The sequence below is a fragment of the Enterobacter sp. ECC_219_Taxon_10 genome (assembly GCF_058354905.1).
Genome location: NZ_CM178005.1, coordinates 431405 through 455187 on the forward strand (window position 1 = coordinate 431405; position 23783 = coordinate 455187).

18 protein-coding genes and 3 tRNA genes are annotated in these 23783 nt (G+C 56.6%); 15 read left to right on the forward strand and 6 right to left on the reverse strand.

Translation table 11 applies throughout. The annotated features are described in order from the left end of the window. Positions 1-2: 2 nt before the first annotated feature. Positions 3-737, reverse strand: coding sequence for a succinate dehydrogenase/fumarate reductase iron-sulfur subunit (locus AC4ICF_RS01965; protein ID WP_041911494.1), 735 nt, complete (start codon positions 735-737; stop codon positions 3-5). After that, positions 730-2520, reverse strand: coding sequence for a fumarate reductase (quinol) flavoprotein subunit (gene frdA, locus AC4ICF_RS01970; protein ID WP_116344014.1), 1791 nt, complete (start codon positions 2518-2520; stop codon positions 730-732). The genes AC4ICF_RS01965 and frdA overlap by 8 nt, the downstream gene beginning before the upstream one ends. A gap of 310 nt (positions 2521-2830) precedes the next feature. Between frdA and epmA the strand changes: the two genes are divergently transcribed. Both epmA and yjeM read left to right on the forward strand, forming a co-directional pair. Further along, positions 2831-3808 carry an elongation factor P--(R)-beta-lysine ligase gene (gene epmA, locus AC4ICF_RS01975; RefSeq protein WP_163331116.1) on the forward strand — a complete coding sequence of 326 codons (978 nt, stop codon included), beginning with the start codon at positions 2831-2833 and terminating at the stop codon, positions 3806-3808. Positions 3809-4005: 197 nt separating this feature from the next. Then, complete coding sequence (yjeM, locus tag AC4ICF_RS01980) at positions 4006-5505, forward strand: glutamate/gamma-aminobutyrate family transporter YjeM (protein WP_316379818.1); 1500 nt, start codon at positions 4006-4008, stop codon at positions 5503-5505. A 37-nt stretch (positions 5506-5542) separates the two neighbouring features. Here the strand turns inward: yjeM and mscM are convergent, their stop codons facing one another. The 3 genes from mscM to rsgA form a co-directional block, all read right to left on the reverse strand. Beyond that, positions 5543-8866, reverse strand: a complete 3324-nt coding sequence (gene mscM, locus AC4ICF_RS01985; RefSeq protein ID WP_316379817.1) for a miniconductance mechanosensitive channel MscM — start codon at positions 8864-8866, stop codon at positions 5543-5545. A 19-nt stretch (positions 8867-8885) separates the two neighbouring features. After that, on the reverse strand, positions 8886-9854 hold the full coding sequence (gene asd / locus AC4ICF_RS01990) for an archaetidylserine decarboxylase (RefSeq protein ID WP_028015245.1): 969 nt from the start codon (positions 9852-9854) through the stop codon (positions 8886-8888). Positions 9855-9951: 97 nt separating this feature from the next. Continuing rightward, positions 9952-11004, reverse strand: a complete 1053-nt coding sequence (gene rsgA / locus AC4ICF_RS01995; protein ID WP_204320753.1) for a small ribosomal subunit biogenesis GTPase RsgA — start codon at positions 11002-11004, stop codon at positions 9952-9954. 107 nt (positions 11005-11111) lie between these two features. On the opposite strand from rsgA, the gene orn reads away from it, so the two are divergent. The 4 genes from orn (at position 11112) to AC4ICF_RS02015 (ending at position 12154) form a co-directional block, all read left to right on the forward strand. After that, entirely contained in the window at positions 11112-11657 is a 546-nt protein-coding gene (gene orn / locus AC4ICF_RS02000) for an oligoribonuclease (protein WP_028015247.1), read from the forward strand. 196 nt (positions 11658-11853) lie between these two features. Beyond that, a tRNA-Gly gene (locus AC4ICF_RS02005) sits at positions 11854-11929 on the forward strand. A 37-nt stretch (positions 11930-11966) separates the two neighbouring features. Further along, a tRNA-Gly gene (locus AC4ICF_RS02010) sits at positions 11967-12042 on the forward strand. A gap of 36 nt (positions 12043-12078) precedes the next feature. After that, positions 12079-12154, forward strand: a tRNA-Gly gene (locus AC4ICF_RS02015). A gap of 270 nt (positions 12155-12424) precedes the next feature. Here the strand turns inward: AC4ICF_RS02015 and queG are convergent. After that, on the reverse strand, positions 12425-13564 hold the full coding sequence (gene queG / locus AC4ICF_RS02020; RefSeq protein ID WP_316379815.1) for a tRNA epoxyqueuosine(34) reductase QueG: 1140 nt from the start codon (positions 13562-13564) through the stop codon (positions 12425-12427). Between queG and nnr the strand changes: the two genes are divergently transcribed. The 9 genes from nnr to hflC all read left to right on the forward strand — a co-directional run bounded on the left by nnr (position 13563) and on the right by hflC (position 23762). After that, a complete protein-coding gene (gene nnr / locus AC4ICF_RS02025; protein WP_316379814.1) occupies positions 13563-15086 on the forward strand; it encodes a bifunctional ADP-dependent NAD(P)H-hydrate dehydratase/NAD(P)H-hydrate epimerase in 1524 nt (507 codons plus the stop codon). The two genes, queG and nnr, sit on opposite strands and share 2 nt — an antisense overlap. Then, positions 15079-15540, forward strand: coding sequence for a tRNA (adenosine(37)-N6)-threonylcarbamoyltransferase complex ATPase subunit type 1 TsaE (tsaE, locus tag AC4ICF_RS02030; protein WP_028015250.1), 462 nt, complete (start codon positions 15079-15081; stop codon positions 15538-15540). Before nnr ends, tsaE begins: the two co-directional genes overlap by 8 nt. Positions 15541-15556: 16 nt before the next feature. Beyond that, complete coding sequence (gene amiB, locus AC4ICF_RS02035) at positions 15557-16891, forward strand: N-acetylmuramoyl-L-alanine amidase AmiB (protein ID WP_116343617.1); 1335 nt, start codon at positions 15557-15559, stop codon at positions 16889-16891. A 9-nt stretch (positions 16892-16900) separates the two neighbouring features. Then, the gene (mutL, locus tag AC4ICF_RS02040) at positions 16901-18745 is read left to right on the forward strand and encodes a DNA mismatch repair endonuclease MutL (RefSeq protein WP_316379813.1); all 1845 of its coding nucleotides are present in this window, start codon (positions 16901-16903) and stop codon (positions 18743-18745) included. Further along, a complete protein-coding gene (gene miaA, locus AC4ICF_RS02045) occupies positions 18738-19688 on the forward strand; it encodes a tRNA (adenosine(37)-N6)-dimethylallyltransferase MiaA (protein WP_116343615.1) in 951 nt (316 codons plus the stop codon). The genes mutL and miaA overlap by 8 nt, the downstream gene beginning before the upstream one ends. Positions 19689-19773: 85 nt before the next feature. Next, the gene (gene hfq, locus AC4ICF_RS02050) at positions 19774-20085 is read left to right on the forward strand and encodes an RNA chaperone Hfq (protein WP_008502919.1); all 312 of its coding nucleotides are present in this window, start codon (positions 19774-19776) and stop codon (positions 20083-20085) included. A 73-nt stretch (positions 20086-20158) separates the two neighbouring features. Next, positions 20159-21439 (forward strand): ribosome rescue GTPase HflX, encoded by a 1281-nt coding sequence (gene hflX, locus AC4ICF_RS02055; RefSeq protein ID WP_023331851.1) that lies wholly within the window; start codon positions 20159-20161, stop codon positions 21437-21439. A gap of 56 nt (positions 21440-21495) precedes the next feature. Next, entirely contained in the window at positions 21496-22755 is a 1260-nt protein-coding gene (gene hflK / locus AC4ICF_RS02060; RefSeq protein ID WP_028015254.1) for an FtsH protease activity modulator HflK, read from the forward strand. A 2-nt stretch (positions 22756-22757) separates the two neighbouring features. Further along, positions 22758-23762 carry a protease modulator HflC gene (gene hflC, locus AC4ICF_RS02065; RefSeq protein WP_061099477.1) on the forward strand — a complete coding sequence of 335 codons (1005 nt, stop codon included), beginning with the start codon at positions 22758-22760 and terminating at the stop codon, positions 23760-23762. Positions 23763-23783 lie beyond the last annotated feature (21 nt).

A 23783-nucleotide genomic window follows, 5' to 3' on the forward strand; every position in this document is an offset into this window, starting at 1 on the left:
CCTTAGCGTGGTTTCAGGGTAGCGATAAGAAAGTCTTTCGAGCTTTCCACTTTACCCTGTTGAATGGCGGCGGCCGGGTCGACGTGCTTTGGACAGACTTCGGAGCAGTAGCCCACAAAGGTACAGGTCCAGACGCCGTTCTGACCGTTAAGCTGCGCCATACGTTCTTTTTTACCGTGGTCGCGGCTGTCTTCGTTATAGCGGTGCGCCAGGGTAATGGCGGCCGGGCCGATGAACTCCGGGTTCAGGCCAAACTGTGGACAGGCGGCGTAGCACAGGCCGCAGTTGATGCAGCCAGAGAACTGATGGTATTTCGCCATCTGCGCCGGCGTCTGGGTGTTCGGACCCTGGTCCGGCGTGCGTGGGTTGCCGATGATGTACGGCTTAATCGCTTCCAGACTTTCGATAAAGTGGGTCATATCGACCACCAGATCGCGCTCGATCGGGAAGTTGCCCAGCGCTTCAACCTTGATGCCCTTAGTGTAATCGCGCAGGAAGGTTTTACACGCCAGCTTCGGTACCTTGTTGACCATCATGCCGCAGGAGCCACAGATCGCCATGCGGCAGGACCAGCGGTAGCTCAGGTCCGGCGCCAGGTTGTCTTTGATATAGCCGAGCGCATCCAGCAGGGAGGTTTGCTCGTCATAGGGCACTTCATAGAAAGCGCTGTGGGGGGCGGTATCCACTTCCGGGTTGTAGCGCACCACTTCAACTTTCAGTTTTTGCATCTCAGCCATTCGCCTTCTCCTTCTTCTCGGCGGCTTCTGCTTCTGCGCCGTACACGCGTTTAGCCGGTGGCAGCGTGGTGATTTTCACGTCGCTGTAATCCAGACGCGTGGTGCCATCCGCATCGCGCCAGGCGAGAGTGTGTTTCAGGAAATTGACGTCGTCACGTTCGGTACAGCCTTCGTCCAGACGCTGGTGTGCGCCGCGAGACTCTTTACGCGCCAGCGCAGAGTGCGCCATACATTCTGCGACGTTCAGGCCGTGGCCCAGCTCAATGGTATAGAGCAGGTCGGTATTGAAGACGCTGGAGGTGTCGGTGATGCGCACGCGCTTGAAGCGCTCCTGCAGTTCCGCCAGCTTGTCGACGGTTTTCTGCATCAGTTCCGGCGTACGGTAGATACCGCAGCCTTCTTCCATCGACAGGCCCATCTCGTCGCGGATCTTCGACCAGTTCTCGTTACCTTCCTGGTTCACCAGATCCTTCAGGCGTTTTTCAACGTCTGTGACCTGCGCATCCAGCGCTGCGCCGTTTGCTTCGCCTGCGGTCGCCGCACGCTCCATCGCACGCTCGCCCGCCATGCGGCCAAAGACGACCAGCTCTGCCAGCGAGTTAGAGCCCAGGCGGTTGGCGCCGTGCAGGCCGACGGAGGAACACTCGCCTACGGCGAACAGCCCTTTAATGCGGGTTTCACACTGTTGGTCGGTTTCAATCCCGCCCATGGTGTAGTGCGCGGTTGGGCGTACCGGAATCGGCTCTTTCACCGGATCGACGCCGACGTAAGCTTTCGCCAGTTCGCAGATGAACGGCAGACGCTCCAGCAGTTTCTTCTCGCCCAGGTGACGCAGATCGAGATAGACCACGTCGCCGCGCGGCGTGGAGATGGTGTTGCCCTTGCGCCACTCGTGCCAGAAGGCCTGAGAGACTTTGTCGCGCGGGCCGAGTTCCATGTATTTGTTCTTCGGCTCGCCGAGAGGGGTTTCCGGGCCCATGCCGTAATCCTGCAGATAGCGGTAGCCGTTTTTGTTGACCAGGATACCGCCTTCGCCGCGGCAGCCTTCCGTCATCAGAATGCCCGAGCCCGGCAGACCGGTTGGGTGATACTGTACAAACTCCATATCGCGCAGCGGCACGCCGTGGCTCAGCGCCATGCCCATGCCGTCACCGGTGACGATGCCGCCGTTGGTGTTGTAGCGATAGACGCGTCCCGCACCGCCCGTTGCCATCACCACCGCATTGGCACGGATCTGGACGAGGGTGCCTTCCATCATGTTCATCGCCACCAGGCCACGTGCATGACCGTCATCGACCAGAATGTCGAGGACGAAATGTTCATCAAAGCGCTGGATTTGTGGGAACTGAAGAGAGGTCTGGAACAGGGTGTGCAGCATGTGGAAGCCGGTCTTATCGGCGGCGAACCAGGTACGTTCGATTTTCATCCCCCCGAAGCGACGAACGTTGACGCTGCCGTCCGGACGGCGGCTCCACGGACATCCCCACTGTTCAAGCTGGGTCATTTCAGTTGGACAATGGTGCACGAAGTAGTCAACGACATCCTGTTCGCAAAGCCAGTCGCCCCCTGCAACCGTGTCGTGGAAATGGTATTCGAAGCTGTCATGATCCTGCGCAACGGCGGCGGACCCTCCTTCTGCTGCCACCGTGTGGCTGCGCATTGGATAGACTTTTGAAATCAATGCGATTTTAGCGTCAGGATTAGCTTGTGCTGCAGCAATCGCAGCACGTAATCCAGCCCCGCCAGCGCCTATTACGGCAAGATCGGCTTGAAAAGTTTGCACGACATTCCTCCAGATTTTTGTTATTTCGCAACGCGACAAACTAAAGGTAGTTCACCCGTCCACGCGGACGATTGCGAAAGCGTTTCCACTGCTCCTTTATGGGTAAAAGAGTATAACCGTGTAGACGTCAGGGAAATTTGACGTGTTCGATTTTTTTGCTGTTCTGTGCGGTGATTTATCATTGTGATTGATGAATTGCGTCACGAAATAATCCACTTAAATGAAATGCGCTTTTTTACTGCGCAAAATTTGTCTCTGTCCCTGCTAACGAGTAGACTTCGTGCCCTTGTCTGAAATCGGAGAAAAACTCATGAGCGAAACGGCCACCTGGCAGCCGAGCGCATCCATCCCAAATCTGTTAAAACGCGCCGCAATTATGACGGAGATCCGCCGTTTCTTTGCCGACCGCGGCGTCCTGGAGGTGGAAACCCCGTGCATGAGTCAGGCAACGGTAACGGATATTCATCTGGTCCCGTTTGAAACCCGTTTTGTTGGCCCTGGCCACTCTCAGGGCATGAATCTGTATCTGATGACCAGCCCGGAATATCACATGAAGCGCCTGCTGGCGGCGGGGTGTGGTCCGGTGTATCAGCTGTGCCGCAGCTTCCGTAATGAAGAGATGGGGCGTCACCATAACCCGGAATTCACCATGCTGGAGTGGTACCGCCCGCATTATGATATGTACCGCCTGATGAACGAGGTGGACGATCTGCTGCAGCAGGTGCTGGACTGTTCAGAAGCCGAAACGCTCTCCTATCAACAGGCCTTCCAGCGCCATCTGGAAATCGATCCGCTGTCGGCGGACAAAGCTCAGCTGCGTGAAGTGGCGGCAAAACTGGATCTGAGCAACGTGGCGGATACCGAGGAGGATCGCGACACGCTGCTGCAGCTGCTGTTCACCTTCGGCGTGGAACCGCAGATTGGTAAAGAACGTCCGACGTTTGTCTATCACTTCCCCGCAAGCCAGGCGTCTCTGGCGCAGATCAGCACCGAAGATCACCGCGTGGCAGAGCGTTTTGAGGTCTATTACAAAGGCATCGAGCTGGCGAACGGCTTCCACGAGCTGACCGACGCGCGCGAACAGCAGCAGCGTTTCGAGCAGGATAACCGCAAGCGCGCCGCGCGCGGTCTGCCGCAGCAGCCGATTGATACTAACCTGCTGGAAGCCTTAAAAGCGGGCCTGCCGGATTGCTCCGGCGTGGCGCTGGGGGTTGACCGTCTGGTCATGCTGGCGCTGGACGCCGAGCATCTCGGCGATGTGATTGCCTTTACGGTCGATCGCGCCTGAAAAAATGCCGGGTGGCGCAGCGCTTACCCGGCATACATTACCTGTGGCAATATTCCTTTCCATTTCCGCACGGCAACATTAAAAACTGCCATTTTCTCTGTACACAGGTCTTTTTCTTAAATTGCCTCGTATAGCCACAATATTAGTCTGGTCATCTGCTACCATCCGCGCAGTTTAATTCCTCTTCGGATGGTTATATGTCCCACTCACTCAAAAAGATGACCCTCACCGGGCTCATCCTGATGATTTTTACGTCAGTCTTTGGCTTTGCCAATAGCCCGTCGGCTTTCTATCTGATGGGCTACAGCGCGACGCCGTTTTATATCGTTTCTGCTCTGTTCTTCTTTATCCCGTTTGCGCTGATGATGGCGGAGATGGGCTCGGCTTACCGGAAAGAAGAGGGCGGTATCTATTCATGGATGAACAACAGCATCGGTCCGCGTTACGCATTTATCGGCACGTTTATGTGGTTCTCCTCCTACGTCGTCTGGATGGTCAGCACGGCGGCCAAAGTCTGGGTGCCGTTCTCAACGTTTCTTTTCGGGGCGGATAAAACGCAGATATGGTCTCTGGCGGGGCTAAGCTCCACGCAGGTGGTCGGTATTCTGGCGGTGTGCTGGATGGTGGTGGTCACGCTGGTAGCGGCAAAAGGCATCAACAAAATTGCCCGTATCACCGCCGTTGGCGGTATTTCCGTGATGTGCCTGAACCTGGTGCTGCTGCTGGCGAGTATCGCCATTCTGTACCTGAACGGCGGGCACTTCGCGCAGGAGGTGAACTTCGTATCATCGCCTAATCCGGGCTACCAGTCAGGGCTGGCCATGCTCTCCTTCGTGGTGTTTGCCATTTTTGCCTACGGCGGTATTGAAGCGGTAGGCGGGCTGGTCGATAAGACCGAGAACCCGGAAAAGAATTTCGCCAAAGGGATTATTTTTGCCGCCATCGTCATCTCCATCGGCTACTCGCTGGCGATTTTCCTCTGGGGCGTCAGTACCAGCTGGCAGCAGGTGTTGAGTAACGACACCACTAACCTCGGGAACATCACCTACGTGCTGATGAAAAGCCTGGGGATGACGTTGGGTAACGCCATGCACCTGACGCCGGAAGCATCGGCCACCATGGGGATATGGTTTGCGCGCATTACCGGCCTGTCGATGTTCCTTGCCTATACCGGCGCGTTCTTTACGCTGATCTACTCGCCGCTGAAAGCGATCATTCAGGGCACGCCAAAAGCGCTGTGGCCGGCACGCATGACGCAGCTGAATACCGCAGGAATGCCTGCCAACGCCATGTGGATGCAGTGTCTGCTGGTGTGCGTGTTCATTCTGCTGGTGTCATTTGGCGGTGATACCGCGTCTGCGTTCTATAACAAGCTGACCCTGATGGCGAACGTGTCGATGACGCTGCCGTACCTGTTCCTCACCCTGGCGTTCCCGTTCTTTAAGGCGAAGCGGGACCTTGAGCGTCCGTTTGTGATCTTCAAAACCCGCGCGGCAACGCTGCTGGCAACAACGGTGGTGGTGCTGGTCGTGGCGTTTGCCAACATCTTTACCGTTATTCAGCCCGTGGTTGAGGCAAACGACTGGAACAGCGCGCTGTGGATGGTCGGTGGGCCGATCTTCTTCTCGCTGCTGGCGATGGGAATTTATGAGAATTACCGTCGGCGTTCAATGGCGTACGTCGCGGAAGTGGCGTAGCGGTAAAATGCCCCTCCCGAAAGGGAGGGGAGAAAGATTACAAGCTGCCCGCCGGGCGCGATCTTGCTGCCGACGTGAGCGTTTTACCCATCTTGCGTCCGTCCATACTTTCCAGACGCATCTGGAACGGTGGGAACGGCATATCAATACCGTGCTCGCGGAAGCCCGCCAGAATCAGCTGGTGGATCTCATGGCGCAGCGGCATACGGTGCCCCATTTCGGCAGCGTAAATACGCAGTTCGAAAATCTGGATCCCCTGCTGTAAATCGACCAGGAACACTTCCGGTACGGGATTATCGAGCACCAGCGTACAGCGTTCGGCGGCGGTGTAGAGGATCTGCGTGACCTCTTCGCTGTTGGCATCCGACGGCGCCGGTACCGTCAGAACCACGCGCGTAACGGAGTCCGACAGCGACCAGTTGATAAACTGCTCGGTAATAAACGCCTTGTTCGGCACGATGATCTCTTTACGGTCCCAGTCGCTGATCGTGGTGGCACGGGTGTTGATCTTCGTTACGCTCCCGGTCAGATCGCGGATCGTCACCGTATCGCCAATACGAATCGGCTTTTCAAACAGGATGATCAGGCCGGACACAAAGTTAGCGAAAATCTCCTGCATGCCAAAGCCAAGGCCAAACGTCAGCGCGGCTACCAGCCATTGCAGTTTAGACCACTCAATACCAATCATTGAGAAACCAACCATCCCGCCAAACAGCAGTATCAGGTATTTCGTAATGGTCGTAATGGCGTATCCCGTGCCGGGGGTTAAATCCAGATGCTGCAGCAGCGCCAGCTCCAGCAGTGCCGGGAAGTTACGCACCAGTTGGGTGGTGATGATCAGCACCAGAATGGCAATCAGCACCGCGCCTAAGGTGATCGGCTCCAGGCTTTCAACGCCCTGCACCGTGGACGTCACGTCCCACAGAGAGATATTCTCCAGGAAGCCAAACGCGGAATGAATTTCTGACCACAGGAAAATCACCGACAGAAGGGCAATCAGCATCAGGAGGGAGCGCACCAGGCGCAGAGACTGGGTACTGATTGCATCCAGATCCAGTTCGACCTCGTCGGCATCCATCGTGCCTTCCGTGCTGTTGACATGGGTTGGCTCTTCCTCACCCCGGGCACGCTGAGCGAGGATCTCCGCCCGGCGATGCTTGGCGCGGTCGAAGGCCAGACGACGGCGCTGGATCAGCATCCCGCGACGGATCACGTGATACACCACCAGCAGCAGGAACCAGATCGCCACCGACGTTTCCAGTCGCGCCAGAAGTGCCTGCGAGGTTGCCAGGTAACCTACCGCGGCTGCCAGCATCGCAATCAAAGGGGCGCTCAGCAGGAGGTTCCAGAGCAGCCGGTTGAACATGTTTTCGCCGCTGCCAGATTTATCCAGATAGAGCGGTATCCCCGCGCGTTTCAGGCTGAGCGTCACGATGGCCAGCGCGCCGCAGATCAGCATAAAGCAGAGGCGGCCCAGCGAGCCTGAAAATTCCCGGTCGTTGAGATTATCAAACATGATCAGCGCCATAATCAGCGGCACAATCAGCCCGATGCTCATCAGGTAGTAGCGCATGGCGCGCGCCACGCGGTTACGCGGCCAGCCAAAGTGGGCAATGAACAGGCCATTCGGCCGTGCGAACGTGGCGCAAATCATCACCACCCACAGCAGCGGCACCGTAGCGGTGACGCCATCGCCAATGGCGACCGCGAGCGGATAGGGCCAGGCTTCCCGCAGGCCGTAGCCAAGCGTCATCCACAGCACCGGCAGCGGAGACGCGACGAGAATCGACCAGAACACGGTGCGCAACGTCAGCCAGAAGTGATCCTGAGTGACTTTCCCCACCCGCGCGCTGGAACGCTCCAGGAAGCGGGTGAAATGTCTGCGCGAGTAAATGCTGAAGCCCACCAGAACCAACGCGCCCAGCAGCGGGATTATCGTCTCTTTACTGGTCAGCATCATCACGCTGGCCTGTCCGAGCTGACTGAAGGTGTCCAGCGAAATCAGGCGGCGCAGATCCTGAACGATCTCAATTGGCCACGAGAAGGTCATCGGACGCACGTCGGACGTCCAGAAGAGATAACGGTGCGTCGCCTCGTTCACCTCTTTCAGCGCGTCTTCCAGCTGGCTGTTAGAGACCTTAAGCTTAGTCAGTTCCAGAATCAGCGTATCCCCGCCCTGCAGCAGGGAGTTCAGCAGCTCGCGCTGGGTGCGCAGCTGGGCTTCCAGAATACGGTTTTGCTCGCTGGTCAGGGGTTGTCCGTCAGCCTGACGGATCTGGCGAATTTGCGGCTGCTTATTGAGAAGATCTTCAAAGTGCAGTCGCTGCACGCGCAGCTGGGCCATCTCGGTATCCAGCTGCTGCGGCTTCGGCATTTCCGGCAGGCGTGCGACCTGGGCGCGTAACGCTTCGCCCAGCAGGTTTGATGACCCGAGCCACTGGGACTGCTCGCGCAGGGTGTTGAGCGCCTGGCGCACCTGCAGGGTTTGATTCGTCGCCTGGCGCTGCTGGGAGGCAACCAGATCCATACGCTGCGCCTGCTGATTCAGTGCGGCAGAAAGCTCGCGGTTGACCTTAAACTGATCGACGATACCTTCTGGCAGATTGGCACTGTTTTCGGCCAGCAGCTCGGTGCTTTCAAGCGCACGCTCGGCTTCGCGCTGACGCTGGCTGTTAAGCAAATTACGCAGGGCCTGAAGATACGCATCCAGCTGCTCGCTCTGCTTCTGAGCGAGTTCAGAGCGCATCCGCGCCAGCTCCTGGCGGTTGTTGGCGGAAAGCTGCGCCAGCTCCAGCTCATCCACAAGGGCCTTCAGACGAGCTGATTCCGCCTGCAGACCCAGATTTTGCGCCTGAGCCTGCGGCGTATTGCCGCTTTGCGTCCCCACGCGACGCTCAACGTCGTTAAGCTGGCGGCGGGCGTCGGTTTGCTGCTGCGGAAGCTGACTGAGGGAGTCGGCAATTTCACGCGCCCGCTCCTGCTCCTGCTGAGCCTGGCGGCTCTTTTCCAGAAGCTGGCTGCTCACCTGCAGGATTTCCTGATTCAGGGCGTCGGTGGTCATGCCTTCCGGCACATTGCGCGGCTCATCGCGCAGATTAGCGAGCTGCGCGCGCAGCGTTTGCGAGAGTTTAGGGAAGTTGTCGATAACCTGCTGATACTGCTGAGCGCGCTCAAGCGAGCCTTTCCGCTCTTCAAGCGCGTTCAGTGCGGACTGGAGCGACTCAACGGTCTCTGGCTGAGCGGGTTTGGCCGCTTTCGCCTGCTCCAGTTCCTGGGTTATCTGTTTGGCGTCGGGGGCTGTCGCTGCGTACGCCCCCATGCTGAGGCACCAGGCCATCAGTAAAACGATAATCGGGCGCACGTCAGCGATCCTTCTGTTGTTAGCCTTCGTCTTTTTTGTCGTCAACCAGCGGGCTGGCGTCGTGCTCGGCGTCAATCTCTTCTTGCGGCAGCGGAGCAGGTTCTGCGTCCGGCGTCACGAAGGTTTCGGTAGAGACCGCCAGCGGTTGGCCAAGTTTAGTGACCGACAGGCTTTCGAGCTGTTCAGCCAGCTTCACTTTACCCGGTGCAAACAGGTTGATGACGGTCGAACCCAGCTTGAAGCGGCCCATCTCCTGACCTTTCAGCAGGGCGACAGAGCCTTCCTCTTCACCGGCAGGCCACGTCCAGCGCTTGATTACGCCTTCACGCGGAGGGGTGATGGTGCCAGCCCAGACGGTTTCAATACTGCCGACAATGGTCGCGCCCACCAGAATCTGCGCCATAGGGCCGAATTCAGTATCGAACAGGCAGATGACGCGCTCGTTACGGGCAAACAGGTTCGGTACGTTTTGCGCGGTCAGGTGGTTTACGGAGAACAGATCGCCCGGCACGTAGATCATCTCACGCAGGATACCGTTACACGGCATATGCACGCGGTGGTAGTCGCGCGGTGACAGATAGGTGGTGGCAAAGGTGCCGTTGCGGAACAGATCCGCCATCAGGTAATTGCCCGCCAGCAGCGCTTCCAGGCTGTAGTTATGGCCTTTCGCCTGCAGGATTTTGTCGTCTTCGATGTTACCCAGCTGGCTGATCACCCCGTCTGCTGGCATCACCAGGACGTTAGGATCGGTGTTCAGCGGGCGCACTTCGTCGCGTAGCGGGCGCACGAAAAACTCGTTGAACGTGCGGTAGCTGGCGGTGTCCGGCTTCTGCGCTTCTTTCATGTCGACCTTGTAATACTTCACGAAAAGGTCGATGACCAGTTTGGTCAGCCAGCCCGCGCGTTTGCTTGCGCCCCAGCCCGCCAGGCGAGTGAGCCACAGTTTTGGCAGAATGTATTGAAGCGAAAGTTTAAATGCGTTTAACAAGGTAGCCTCCAGGCCATTGTTTTGTCGTTCCTGATCCGGCGGTAAGCCGCCGGAACCTGAAAAAAGGGGACGATTTTAGCGATGCTTAGCTTAGTTGTCAGTTGTCAGAATCAGAAAAGTTTTTACGCGTTTTTACCTGATCCATGCTCTCAAGAATGCGGTGGTAATTGTCGAAGCGGGTCTCCGCAATCTCACCTTTCTCAACCGCTTCGCGGATAGCGCAGCCTGGATCGTTATCGTGTTTACAGTCGCGGTATTTGCAAGCGCCTAAATAATCATGGAATTCGACAAATCCATTAAAGATTTGTTCCGGCTCAAGATGCCATAAACCGAATTCACGCACGCCCGGGGAGTCGATGACATCGCCGCCGTGCGGGAAGTGATACAGACGCGAGGCGGTAGTGGTGTGCTGGCCCAGACCCGAGACGTCAGACACATCGTTGGTGAGGATCTCCTGCTGGAGGCCGAGCAGATTGTTCAGCAGGCTCGATTTACCTACGCCGGACTGGCCCGCAAAAATGCTGATGCGATCGGTAAGCGCCTCTTCCAGCGGTTTGAGGCCATCTTTGGTATGGCTGGAGACCATCAGGACGCGATAGCCAATCTTGCGATAGATATCCATCTGTTCATTAACGAAAGCCATGCCTTCGTCATCCAGCAGATCGATTTTGTTCAGCACGATAATCGGTTCAACCTGCAGCGTTTCGCACGCGACGAGGTATCGGTCGATAATATTGAGCGAAAGTTCAGGCAAAATCGCCGATACGATAACAATCTGGTTAATGTTGGCGGCAATCGGCTTCACCCCGTCGTAAAAATCGGGACGGGTTAACACGGACGTACGTTCATGAACCGCTTCAACGATACCTTTTACCGTAACGCCTTCCGCCGCCTCTTTACCCGGACGCCAGACGACGCGGTCACCGGTCACCAGAGAACGAATGGTCCGGCGGATGTTGCAGCGGTGGATTTCACCATCGGCGGATTCCACGTCAGCGTGCATACCGAAACGGCTGATGACTACGCCTTCCGTTGGTTCGCCAAACAGGTTGTCGTCGTAATCGACCTTCTCCGAAGTGGTTTTAAGACGGCGCTGGTGATTGGCATTCACACGGCGCTGCTGCCCTTTGGAGAGTTTATTTTTACTCAATCGCACTGGCTCCTGGTCGCCCGTAAGGGGCAAAACCTCTATGATACACTCTAATTAATACTAGTTAACCTGCTACTGCCGGTTATGCGAGAAGGGTGGAAAATAACATGAGCGCGGATGAAAACAACCTGATTTGGATCGATCTCGAAATGACCGGGCTGGATCCCGAGCGCGATCGCATTATTGAGATTGCAACCCTGGTCACCGATGCCAACCTGAATATCCTGGCCGAAGGGCCAACGATTGCGGTGCATCAGTCCGACGACCAGCTGGCGCTGATGGACGAGTGGAACGTGCGCACCCATACCGGAAGCGGGCTGGTGGAGCGCGTGAAGGCCAGCACGTTGGGTGACCGCGAGGCGGAACTGGCGACGCTCGAATTTCTGAAGCAGTGGGTGCCGGCGGGTAAATCGCCGATCTGCGGGAACAGCATCGGCCAGGATCGCCGTTTCCTGTTTAAGTATATGCCGGAGCTGGAGTCTTACTTTCACTACCGCTATCTGGATGTCAGTACCCTGAAAGAGCTGGCGCGTCGCTGGAAACCAGAAATCCTTGATGGCTTCAAAAAGCAAGGAACGCACCAGGCGATGGACGATATCCGCGAGTCTGTGGCGGAACTCGCGTACTACCGCGAAAACTTTATTAAGCTGTGATTTTGAGATCCGGCGCCTTGCGTGGCCGGGATTTTGTCGTTAAATTGTTCAGCTTGCCGATTAAATAAGCATTTGAACTGAATTTCGAAAAAATCACTTTCAGGGGGGTTGCAGCTAAAAGGATTTCTCGTATAATGCGCCTCCCGTAACGACAGAGAATTACACGTTACGACAGCAACAAAAGCAGTACAGATTTGCGGGAATAGCTCAGTTGGTAGAGCACGACCTTGCCAAGGTCGGGGTCGCGAGTTCGAGTCTCGTTTCCCGCTCCAAAATTTGAAAAGTGCTTCTCAAGCACGGACTGCCCAAGCGGGAATAGCTCAGTTGGTAGAGCACGACCTTGCCAAGGTCGGGGTCGCGAGTTCGAGTCTCGTTTCCCGCTCCAAAATTTGAAAGTGCTTCTAAAGCACGGACCACCCAAGCGGGAATAGCTCAGTTGGTAGAGCACGACCTTGCCAAGGTCGGGGTCGCGAGTTCGAGTCTCGTTTCCCGCTCCAAATTCTTCTTCATCTCTAAAATATCCACAGCGAAAAGATGCGCTGGGGACGTTTTCTATTGCATCTGAAATACTCTTGTAAACAGAGTTATCCACAGAATTCGCGCTTTACCCAAACCGTACAGAAAGTTAGCAGGGTGAATAGTATCTTTGCAATCCATTGTATTTAATGGATAAATTTTCATTTCAAAATGTTAGCAAGATCACTTGACCTCTTCTCAAGTCCAGATGGCGCTTGAGTTTTTATTTTTATTCACAGGCTGTGAATATATCACGCATCCCGCGTGAGCCCTTTTTCAATCACCCTCACCAGCCGCTGTTTCTGAGGAAGCTGCACCTCGACCACGCAGGCATTGCGCTTCTCGATTTGCTGCGCAATCGCCCATTCTATGTGTTCATCAAGAAGTGGGTGCTCACCTCTACGACTTTCAAGCGCCTGAATATTTGCTTTATCCCACGGGGCATTGCCCAGCGCGACGGCCACGTTTCGCAGCCAGCGCAGGTGGCCGATACGCCGAATGGCGGAACCTTCCGTCACTTTCAGGAACCAGGCTTCGGTCCAGGTGAACAGTTCGATCAACTGGGGGGCATGTAACGCCTTGCGGGGACTGAAGTCTTCTTCATCCGTCAGCTGCGAATAGCGGTTCCACGGGCAGATCAGCTGGCAGTCGTCGCAGCCGTAGATGCGGTTGCCGATAAGTGGACGAAATTCTTCCGGGATCGCTCCTTCGAGCTCGATGGTGAGATAGGAAATGCAGCGGCGCGCATCAACAGTATACGGCTCAACGATGGCGCCAGTCGGGCAGATGGTCATGCAGGCCACGCAGCGGCCACAGCCTTCCTCTACCGGGCCGTCTACCGGCAGGGGTAAATCAATCAGCAGTTCACCGAGGAAGAAGAACGATCCGGCGTCGCGGCTAAGGATAAGTGAGTGCTTACCTGTCCAGCCAAGCCCGGCTTTTTCGGCGATCGGGCGCTCAAGAATAGGCGCGGAATCGACAAAGGGTCTAAAATTCAGCGAAACACAGTGCTGCTGAATAGTTTCCCCGAGTTTTTTTAAACGGTTACGCAGTAGCTTATGGTAATCACGCCCCAGGGCGTACCGGCTGACGTAACCCAAAGAGGGATTTTTTAGCGTGCGCGCAAAGGCCGCGTTGGCAGGCAGGTAGTTCATGCGCACGCTGATGACGCGCAATGTACCCGGTAAAAGCTCATGTGGACGGGCACGCATCATGCCGTGACGCGCCATCCACTCCATTTCGCCGTGGTATTGTTTGTCCAGCCAGGCCTGCAGTTTTGGCTCGCTGGCAGAGAGGTCGGTATCGGTAATGCCTACCTTCTGGAAGCCAAGCTCAGCACCCCACTGTTTTATTTTTTGCGCTAATTCATTGAGATCGAGGGGCTGTGACATGACGGACCATACGGTGAAGAAAAACCCCGCAAGTATACCACATTCCATCTGGCATGCGGATGACCTCCGGTGCGCCGAAAAAGAGGCCGCAGACAGCCTCGGCATTACTCTTTATGAACTGATGCAGCGCGCGGGGGAGGCGGCGTTTAACGTTGCTCGCGGCGCGTACCCGCAATCCACTCACTGGCTGATTTTGTGTGGGCACGGCAATAACGGCGGCGACGGCTACGTTGCTGCGCGTCTCGCGGTTGCGGCCGGTATCCGCGTTACCTTGCTGGCGCTGGAAAGTGATAAGCCCCTGCCGGAAGAGGCCGGCGCGGCGCGGGAGGCATGGCTGAATGCAGGCGGCGTGATTCATGCCCCTGATATCGTCTGGCCGGAAGATGTTGATCTGATTGTTGATGGTCTGCTGGGGACCGGGCTACGCAGCGCGCCTCGCGAGAACATCGCCGCGCTTATTGAACACGCTAACGGGCACTCCGCGCCGGTAGTGGCGCTGGACATTCCGTCGGGCCTGATCGCGCAGACCGGCGCGACGCCTGGCGCCGTTATTCAGGCTGCGCACACCGTGACCTTTATCGCTCTGAAGCCGGGCTTGTTAACCGGAAAGGCGCGGGATGTGGTTGGCGTATTGCACCATAACGCCCTGGGGCTGGAGAGCTGGCTCGCAGGGCAGGAAACGCGCCTGTCGCGCTTTGATGCCTCGCAGCTAAAAGAGTGGCTTCCGCCGCGCCGCCCAACGTCCCATAAGGGCGACCACGGCAGGCTGGTGATTATTGGTGGCGATCGCGGTACGGCAGGTGCGGTTCGCATGGCCGGTGAGGCGGCACTGCGCAGCGGTGCCGGATTAGTGCGAGTACTCACTCGCATCGAGAACATTACGCCAATCATTACAGCTCGACCGGAGCTGATGGTCCATGAGCTTACGCCCCAGACGCTTGAAGAAAGCCTCGAATGGGCGGATGTGGTGGTCATTGGTCCCGGTCTTGGACAGCAGGCATGGGGTAAACAGGCCCTGCAAAAGGTCGAAAATTTTCGTAAACCGATGCTGTGGGATGCCGACGCGCTTAACCTTCTGGCAATAAACCCGGATAAGCGTCACAATCGCATTCTGACGCCACACCCCGGCGAAGCCGCGCGCCTGCTTAACTGCAGCGTGGCAGAAATTGAAAGCGATCGCTTACTTTCTGCTCAGCGTCTGGTAAAACGTTACGGAGGTGTTGCCGTTTTGAAAGGGGCAGGAACCGTTGTCGCCAGTGACGAGACGCAGGGCATTATTGATGCCGGAAATGCGGGCATGGCGAGCGGCGGCATGGGCGATGTGCTTTCAGGCATCATTGGCGCATTGCTTGGACAGAAACTTCCCCTTTATGATGCAGCCTGTGCGGGCTGCGTGGCCCACGGCGCGGCAGCTGACAGGCTTGCTGCGCGAGAGGGTACACGCGGTATGCTGGCCACCGATCTCTTTTGCACGCTGCGGCGTGTTGTTAACCCGGATGTGATTGACGTAGAAAATGACTAATCGAGCGATTCCTTTACCTGATGAACAAGCCACTTTAGATCTCGGCAAGCGCGTGGCGCAGGCCTGTCAGGGGGCAACCGTCATTTATCTGTATGGTGATTTAGGTGCGGGTAAGACCACCTTCAGCCGGGGTTTTTTGCAGGCGTTAGGGCATAACGGGAATGTGAAAAGCCCAACCTACACGCTGGTCGAGCCGTACACCCTCGACAATCTTATGGTGTACCACTTTGATTTATATCGCCTTGCGGATCCTGAGGAGCTGGAATTTATGGGGATCCGTGATTATTTTGCCAACGACGCCATCTGCCTGGTGGAGTGGCCGCAACAAGGTGCGGGTGTGTTACCTGACCCGGATGTCGAAATTCACTTAGATTACCAGGCGCAAGGGCGTGAGGCTCGCATCAGTGCGGTTTCCTCATCAGGGTGTTCCTTACTGGCGCGTCTCGCCGGTTAAGAGTAGGGATGACGGGATGATTAGTCGCGTTAAAGGTTGGGTGTTGGCTGCGACGGTGCTGCTGTGCGCGCAGGCCGGGGCGGCAAGCCTTTCGGATATTCAGGTGTCAAACGGCGAAAGCCAGGCCCGGATCACGTTCAGCTTTATGGGTGACCCTGAATATGCGTTTTCACAGCCAGACAGCCGCAGCGTGGCGCTGGATATCAAACAGACTGGCGTGATCCAGGGGTTACCGCTGCGGTTCAGCGGTAACAACCTGGTGAAAAGTATCCGTTCGGGTACCCCGCAGGACAGCCAGTCGCTGCGTCTGGTGGTCGATCTGACCGAAAAGGGTAAAACGAAGGCGGTGAAGCAGCAAAACGGGGCGAACTATACGGTGGTCTTTACCATCAATGCCGATGTTCCGCCGCCTCCGCCGCCACCGGTTGTCGCGAAACGCGTGGAAGAGCCGGTCTATACGCCGCGCCCATCGGAACCTGCGCGTAATCCGTTTAAATCGCAGAACGATCGCATCACCGCGGCAACCAGCAGCAATACGGTAACGCGTCCGGCGTCCAGCGCGCGGCGTGCGGTCAGCGGTGATAAAGTGATTATCGCCATTGATGCCGGGCACGGTGGTCAGGACCCTGGTGCGATTGGCCCGGGCGGCACGCGAGAGAAAAATGTCACTATTGCAGTGGCCCGCAAGCTGCGGACGTTGTTAAACGACGATCCGATGTTTAAAGGCGTACTGACGCGCGACGGCGACTATTTTATCTCTGTGATGGGCCGCTCAGACGTGGCGCGTAAGCAAAACGCCAATTTCCTGGTCTCCATTCACGCGGATGCCGCACCGAACCGTAACGCGACGGGCGCCTCGGTATGGGTCCTGTCGAACCGTCGGGCGAACAGCGAAATGGCAAACTGGCTGGAAGAGCATGAGAAACAGTCTGAACTGTTAGGCGGCGCGGGTGATGTGCTGGCTAACAGCCAGTCTGACCCGTATCTCAGCCAGGCGGTGCTGGATTTACAGTTCGGTCATTCTCAGCGCGTCGGGTATGATGTCGCCACTAACGTATTGAATCAGCTGCAGGGCATCGGAGCATTGCATAAGCGTCGCCCGGAACATGCGAGCCTGGGCGTCCTGCGTTCGCCGGATATTCCGTCAATTTTGGTGGAGACGGGCTTTATCAGCAATAACAGCGAAGAGCGCCTGCTGGGCAGCGACAGCTACCAGCAGCAAATTGCCGAAGCGATATACAACGGTTTACGTAAATATTTTGAGGCGCATCCTCTGCAGTCCGCGCCGCAGGGCGGGGCAGCCCAGACGGCCAGCGCCGCGCAGCCGGGTGAGTTGACCGCCACAAATTAAGGAGAATTCATGCCGATTCAGGTTCTGCCGCCGCAGCTCGCGAACCAAATCGCCGCCGGTGAGGTGGTGGAACGCCCTGCGTCGGTAGTGAAAGAGCTGGTGGAAAACAGCCTCGATGCGGGCGCAACCCGCATTGATATTGATATTGAACGCGGCGGCGCGAAGCTTATCCGCATTCGCGACAACGGCTGCGGGATCAAAAAAGAGGAGCTGGCGCTGGCGCTGGCGCGTCATGCCACCAGTAAAATTGCCTCTCTGGATGACCTGGAAGCGATTATCAGCCTCGGTTTTCGCGGCGAAGCGCTGGCCAGTATCAGTTCGGTGTCTCGTTTAACGCTGACCTCCCGCACCGCTGAACAGCAGGAAGCCTGGCAGGCCTACGCTGAAGGGCGGGATATGGACGTGACGGTCAAACCCGCGGCGCACCCTGTCGGTACCACGCTGGAAGTTCTGGATCTGTTCTACAACACTCCCGCCCGCCGCAAGTTTATGCGTACCGAAAAAACCGAGTTCGGCCATATCGACGAGATCATCCGCCGAATTGCGCTCGCCCGTTTCGACGTCACCATCAACCTCAGCCATAACGGCAAGGTAATGCGCCAGTACCGCGCGGTGGCTGAAGGTGGGCAGAAAGAGCGACGTTTAGGCGCTATCTGCGGGACGCCATTCCTGGAACAGGCGCTGGCTATCGAGTGGCAGCACGGCGATCTGGCTTTACGTGGCTGGGTGGCCGATCCGCATGCCAGCAGCGCGGCGTTCTCTGAAATTCAGTATTGCTACGTTAACGGCCGTATGATGCGCGACCGCCTCATTAACCACGCCATTCGCCAGGCCTGCGAAGATAAGCTCGGGGCAGATCAGCAACCTGCCTTTGTACTTTATCTGGAGATCGACCCGCATCAGGTGGATGTCAACGTCCATCCTGCCAAGCATGAGGTGCGGTTCCATCAGTCGCGTCTGGTACATGATTTTATCTACCAGGGCGTGCTGAGCGTACTGCAACAGCAGCTTGAACCCACACTGCCGCTGGAAAAAGAAGACTCCGCACCGCGCCCCATTCCGGAAAACCGTGTCGCTGCGGGTCGCAACCATTTTGCGGAGCCTGCCGTCGCGCGTGAACCGGACGCCCCGCGTTTCTCCTCAGCAGGGGCCGCACCGCGTCCGACGGGCGCGAACTACCCGAACGCTCAGTCCGGCTATCAAAAGCAGCAGGGGGCGCTGTACCGTAAACTGCTGGAAACGCCGGCTGTCGAGCGCAAAGAACACGTTGCGGTGGCGACACCTTCCCTTGAAGGCCATAGCCAGAGTTTTGGCCGGGTGCTGACGATTATCACACCGGATATGGCGCTGCTTGAGCGCGACGGCAAACTGTTGCTTCTGGCGCTGCCGGTTGCCGAACGCTGGCTCAAGCAGGCGCAGCTGACGCCGGGGGAAAATGTGGCCTGTGCGCAGCCGCTGTTAATCCCGGTTCGCCTGAAAATATCCCATGAAGAAACAAGGGTATTGCAGCGTGCAGAGGCCCAGCTGGCGCAAATGGGCATTGAAATTGTGCTTGAACCACAACATGTGACAATTCGCGCAGTGCCTTTACCCTTACGCCAACAAAATTTACAAAACTTGATTCCTGAACTGATAGGCTACCTGGCGCAGCAGACATCGTTTGAGGCTGCCAACACCGCGCAGTGGATCGCCCGCCATCTGGCCAGCGAACATTCACCGTGGAGTATGGCGCAGGCGATTACCGTGCTTGCGGAGGTGGAACGCCTCTGCCCACAGCTGGTGAAAGCGCCGCCGGGTGGGTTATTACAACCTGTTGATTTAAAAACGGCGATGACCGCCCTGAAACATGACTGACGTAAGTAAGGCGAGCCTGCCAAAGGCAATTTTTTTAATGGGCCCAACGGCCTCGGGCAAAACGGCGTTAGCCATTGAGTTACGTAAAGTTTTGCCTGTAGAGTTGATTAGCGTTGATTCCGCCCTCATCTATCGAGGGATGGACATCGGCACGGCGAAGCCCGGCGCAGATGAACTGCGTGCGGCACCGCACCGTTTGCTGGATATTCTCGACCCGGCAGAGGCTTACTCAGCAGCGGATTTCCGCCGGGATGCCTTAGCCGAGATGGCCGAGATCACCGCCGCGGGGCGTATACCGCTGTTGGTTGGCGGAACCATGCTCTACTTCAAGGCGCTGCTTGAAGGGTTGTCTCCTTTACCTTCCGCGGACCCTGAGGTGAGAGCAAAGATTGAGCAGCAGGCGGCAGAGCAGGGATGGGACGTATTGCATAAGCAACTGGCGGAGGTTGACCCGGTTGCGGCAGCGCGGATCCATCCAAATGATCCGCAAAGGCTTTCCCGGGCACTGGAAGTTTTTTTCATTTCGGGTAAAACTTTAACGGAACTGACGCAAACGTCAGGAGACGCTCTGCCGTATCAGGTGCATCAGTTCGCCATCGCCCCGGCGAGCCGTGAACTGCTCCATCAACGAATTGAGCAGCGTTTTCATCAGATGTTGGCTTCAGATTTTGAAGCAGAAGTGCGGGCGCTATTTGCCCGTGGAGATTTGCATACGGATATGCCTTCCGTTCGTTGTGTGGGATACCGCCAGATGTGGTCGTATCTTGAAGGTGAGATTTCATACGATGAAATGGTTTATCGAGGTGTTTGCGCCACGAGACAGTTAGCGAAGCGCCAGATCACCTGGTTGCGCGGTTGGGAGGGAGTTCACTGGTTAGACAGTGAAAAACCGCAACAGGCGTTAAACGAGGTGATTGAGGTTGTTGGTGATATCGCCCACTGAATGTGTACAATTGAGACGTATCGTGCGCAATTTTTCAGAATCGCAAGGTTCTAAGTACAAAACAAGCATATAAGGAAAAGATAGAATGGCTAAGGGGCAATCTTTACAAGATCCGTTCCTGAACGCATTGCGTCGGGAACGTGTTCCAGTTTCTATTTATTTGGTGAATGGTATTAAGCTGCAAGGTCAGATTGAGTCTTTCGATCAGTTCGTGATCCTGTTGAAAAACACGGTCAGCCAGATGGTCTACAAGCACGCTATCTCTACTGTTGTTCCGTCCCGTCCGGTCTCTCATCACAGCAATAACGCTGGCGGCGGCACAGGCAGTAACTACCATCACGGCAGCAACGCGCAGGGTTCTTCAACGCCAGCGCAGGACAGCGACGAGACCGAATAAGGTTTCAGCTGTTATCCACACGGGGAGCCAGGGATCCTGCGTTCCCCGCTGATCTTTTTAGAGAGGTTTACGCTTGTTTGACCGTTATGATGCCGGTGAGCAGGCGGTGCTGGTACACATCTATTTTTCGCAAGACAAAGATATGGAAGACCTCCAGGAGTTTGAATCTCTGGTCTCTTCCGCCGGTGTCGAAGCAATGCAGGTGATTACCGGTAGCCGTAAAGCGCCGCACCCAAAGTATTTTGTTGGTGAAGGTAAAGCAGTAGAAATTGCGGATGCCGTAAAAGCAACCGGCGCGTCAGTCGTGTTGTTTGATCATGCGCTGTCTCCAGCCCAGGAGCGCAACCTGGAAGCTCTCTGCGAATGCCGTGTTATCGATCGCACGGGATTGATTTTAGATATTTTTGCTCAGCGTGCCCGAACCCACGAGGGGAAACTGCAGGTTGAGCTGGCGCAGTTGCGCCATCTGGCGACGCGTCTGGTGCGTGGCTGGACCCACCTTGAAAGACAAAAAGGCGGGATTGGTTTGCGCGGTCCGGGTGAAACCCAGCTCGAAACCGACCGCCGTTTGCTGCGTGGCCGTATTACCCAGATCCTCTCACGTCTGGAACGTGTAGAGAAACAGCGTGAACAGGGGCGTCGGGCGCGAACCAAAGCCGACATCCCAACGGTGTCGCTGGTGGGCTATACCAACGCCGGTAAATCCACCCTGTTTAACCAGATAACCGAGGCCCAGGTGTATGCCGCAGACCAGCTGTTTGCGACCCTGGACCCGACGCTGCGCCGCATTGACGTTGCAGACGTGGGTGAAACAGTGCTGGCGGATACCGTAGGGTTTATCCGCCATCTGCCGCACGATCTGGTGGCGGCGTTTAAGGCGACGTTGCAGGAGACGCGTCAGGCGACCCTGCTGCTGCACGTGATTGATGCGGCTGACGTACGCGTGCAGGAGAACATCGACGCGGTGAACGTGGTGCTGGAAGAAATTGACGCCCACGAAATTCCCACGCTGTTGGTGATGAATAAGATCGATATGCTGGAGGATTTCGAACCGCGTATCGACCGAGATGAAGAGAACAAACCGATTCGGGTCTGGCTTTCTGCTCAGGCCGGTATTGGTGTGCCACTGCTTTTCCAGGCTTTGACAGAACGTCTTTCCGGTGAGGTAGCTCAGCACACGCTGCGACTGCCGCCACAGGAAGGCAGGCTGCGCAGCCGGTTTTATCAGCTTCAGGCGATAGAAAAAGAGTGGATGGAGGATGACGGCAGCGTGGGGATGCAGGTGCGTATGCCGATCGTTGACTGGCGTCGCCTCTGTAAACAAGAACCTGCGCTGGCGGACTATATCGTCTGATCAGAAAGGGGAAGCCTGAAAAATTCGCCCTTGCATAACAAATATGGAGCATATACATGGCGTGGAATCAGCCCGGTAATAACGGACAAGACCGCGACCCGTGGGGAAGCAGCAATAATCAAGGCGGCAACTCTGGGGGAAATGGCAACAAAGGTGGTCGCGAGCAGGGGCCGCCGGATCTGGATGATATCTTCCGCAAGCTGAGCAAAAAGCTTGGTGGCCTTGGCGGAGGAAAAGGTTCAGGCTCGGGTGGCAGTTCCAGCCAGGGACCTCGCCCGCAATTAGGTGGCCGCCTGGTGGGCATCGTTGCTGCCGGGCTGGTGATCGTCTGGGCAGCCAGCGGGTTCTACACCATTAAAGAAGCAGAACGCGGCGTGGTCACCCGTTTCGGTAAGTTCAGCCATCTGGTTGAGCCGGGCCTGAACTGGAAACCGACCTTCATTGACGACGTTACTGCAGTCAACGTGGAGTCCGTCCGTGAACTGGCCGCCTCCGGCGTGATGCTGACCTCTGACGAAAACGTGGTGCGCGTCGAGATGAACGTGCAGTACCGCGTGACCGATCCTGAGCGTTATCTGTTTAGCGTGACCAGCGCCGATGACAGTCTGCGTCAGGCGACCGACAGCGCCCTGCGTGGTGTAATCGGCAAATACACGATGGACCGCATCCTGACCGAAGGTCGTACCGTTATTCGTAGCGATACCCAGCGCGAGCTGGAGGAGACGATTCGTCCGTACAACATGGGTATCACCCTGCTGGACGTCAACTTCCAGGCTGCGCGTCCGCCGGAAGAGGTGAAGGCCGCGTTTGATGATGCGATTGCCGCCCGTGAAAACGAACAGCAGTACATCCGCGAAGCAGAGGCGTACACCAACGAAGTGCAGCCGCGTGCTAACGGTCAGGCGCAGCGTATTCTGGAAGAGGCGCGTGCGTATAAGACCCAGACCATCCTGGAAGCTCAGGGTGAAGTGGCTCGTTTTGCGCGCATCCTGCCGGAATACAAAGCCGCGCCGGAAATTACCCGCGAGCGTCTGTATATCGAGACCATGGAAAAAGTGCTGAGCCACACCCGCAAAGTGTTGGTTAACGACAGCAAAGGTGGAAACCTGATGGTTCTGCCGCTGGATCAGATGCTGAAAGGCGGTTCTGCGCCGGCAGCGAAAGACACCAGCGGAGCGAACAACCTGCTGCGTCTGCCGCCAGCCTCATCAGGCAGCTCCAGCGCGAACACAACGCCTTCTTCGAACGATGGTGACATTATGGACCAACGCCGTGCTAACGCGCAGCGTAACGACTACCAGCGTCAGGGGGAATAAGGATGCGTAAGTCAGTTATTGCGATCGTCGTCATCGTACTGGTCGTGCTGTATACCTCGATCTTTGTGGTGAAAGAGGGCGAGCGTGGGATCAAATTCCAGTTCAGCAGCGTCGTGCGTGACAGTGACAAACGTCCGGTGATTTACGAGCCGGGTCTGCACTTCAAGGTGCCGTTTATTCAGTCAGTGAAAACGCTGGATGCGCGTATCCAGACCATGGATAACCAGGCTGACCGTTTCGTGACCAAAGAGAAGAAAGACCTGATCGTTGATTCTTATATCAAATGGCGCATCAGCGATTTCAGCCGCTACTTCTTGGCAACGGGCGGTGGTGACGTTTCTCAGGCGGAAGTGCTGCTGAAACGTAAGTTCTCTGACCGTCTGCGTTCTGAGATTGGTCGTCTGGATGTGAAAGACATCGTGACCGACTCCCGTGGTCGTCTGACGCTGGAAGTACGCGATGCGCTGAACTCCGGTACTGCGGGCACGGAAGACGAAGTGGAAACGCCAGCAGCGGATGACGCGATTGCTAAAGCCGCTGAACGCGTTCAGGCTGAAACCAACGGTAAAGTTCCGGTGATCAACCCGAACAGTATGGCAGCGCTGGGTATCGAAGTGGTTGACGTGCGTATCAAGCAGATCAACCTGCCAGCTGAAGTGTCCGAGGCGATCTACAACCGTATGCGCGCCGAGCGTGAAGCGGTAGCCCGTCGTCACCGTTCACAGGGCCAGGAAGAGGCCGAAAAACTGCGTGCGGCAGCGGACTATGAAGTGACCAAGACGCTGGCGGAATCTGAGCGTCAGGGCCGTATCCTGCGCGGTGAAGGCGATGCGGAAGCCGCGAAGCTGTTCGCCGATGCCTTCAGCCAGGATCCAGACTTCTACGCCTTTATCCGTAGCCTGCGCGCGTACGAGAATAGCTTCAAGAGCAACCAGGATGTGATGGTGCTCAGCCCGGACAGCGATTTCTTCCGTTATATGAAGACGCCGACCAACGCAACGCGATAAACTCAGCTCGTTTGAGTATTC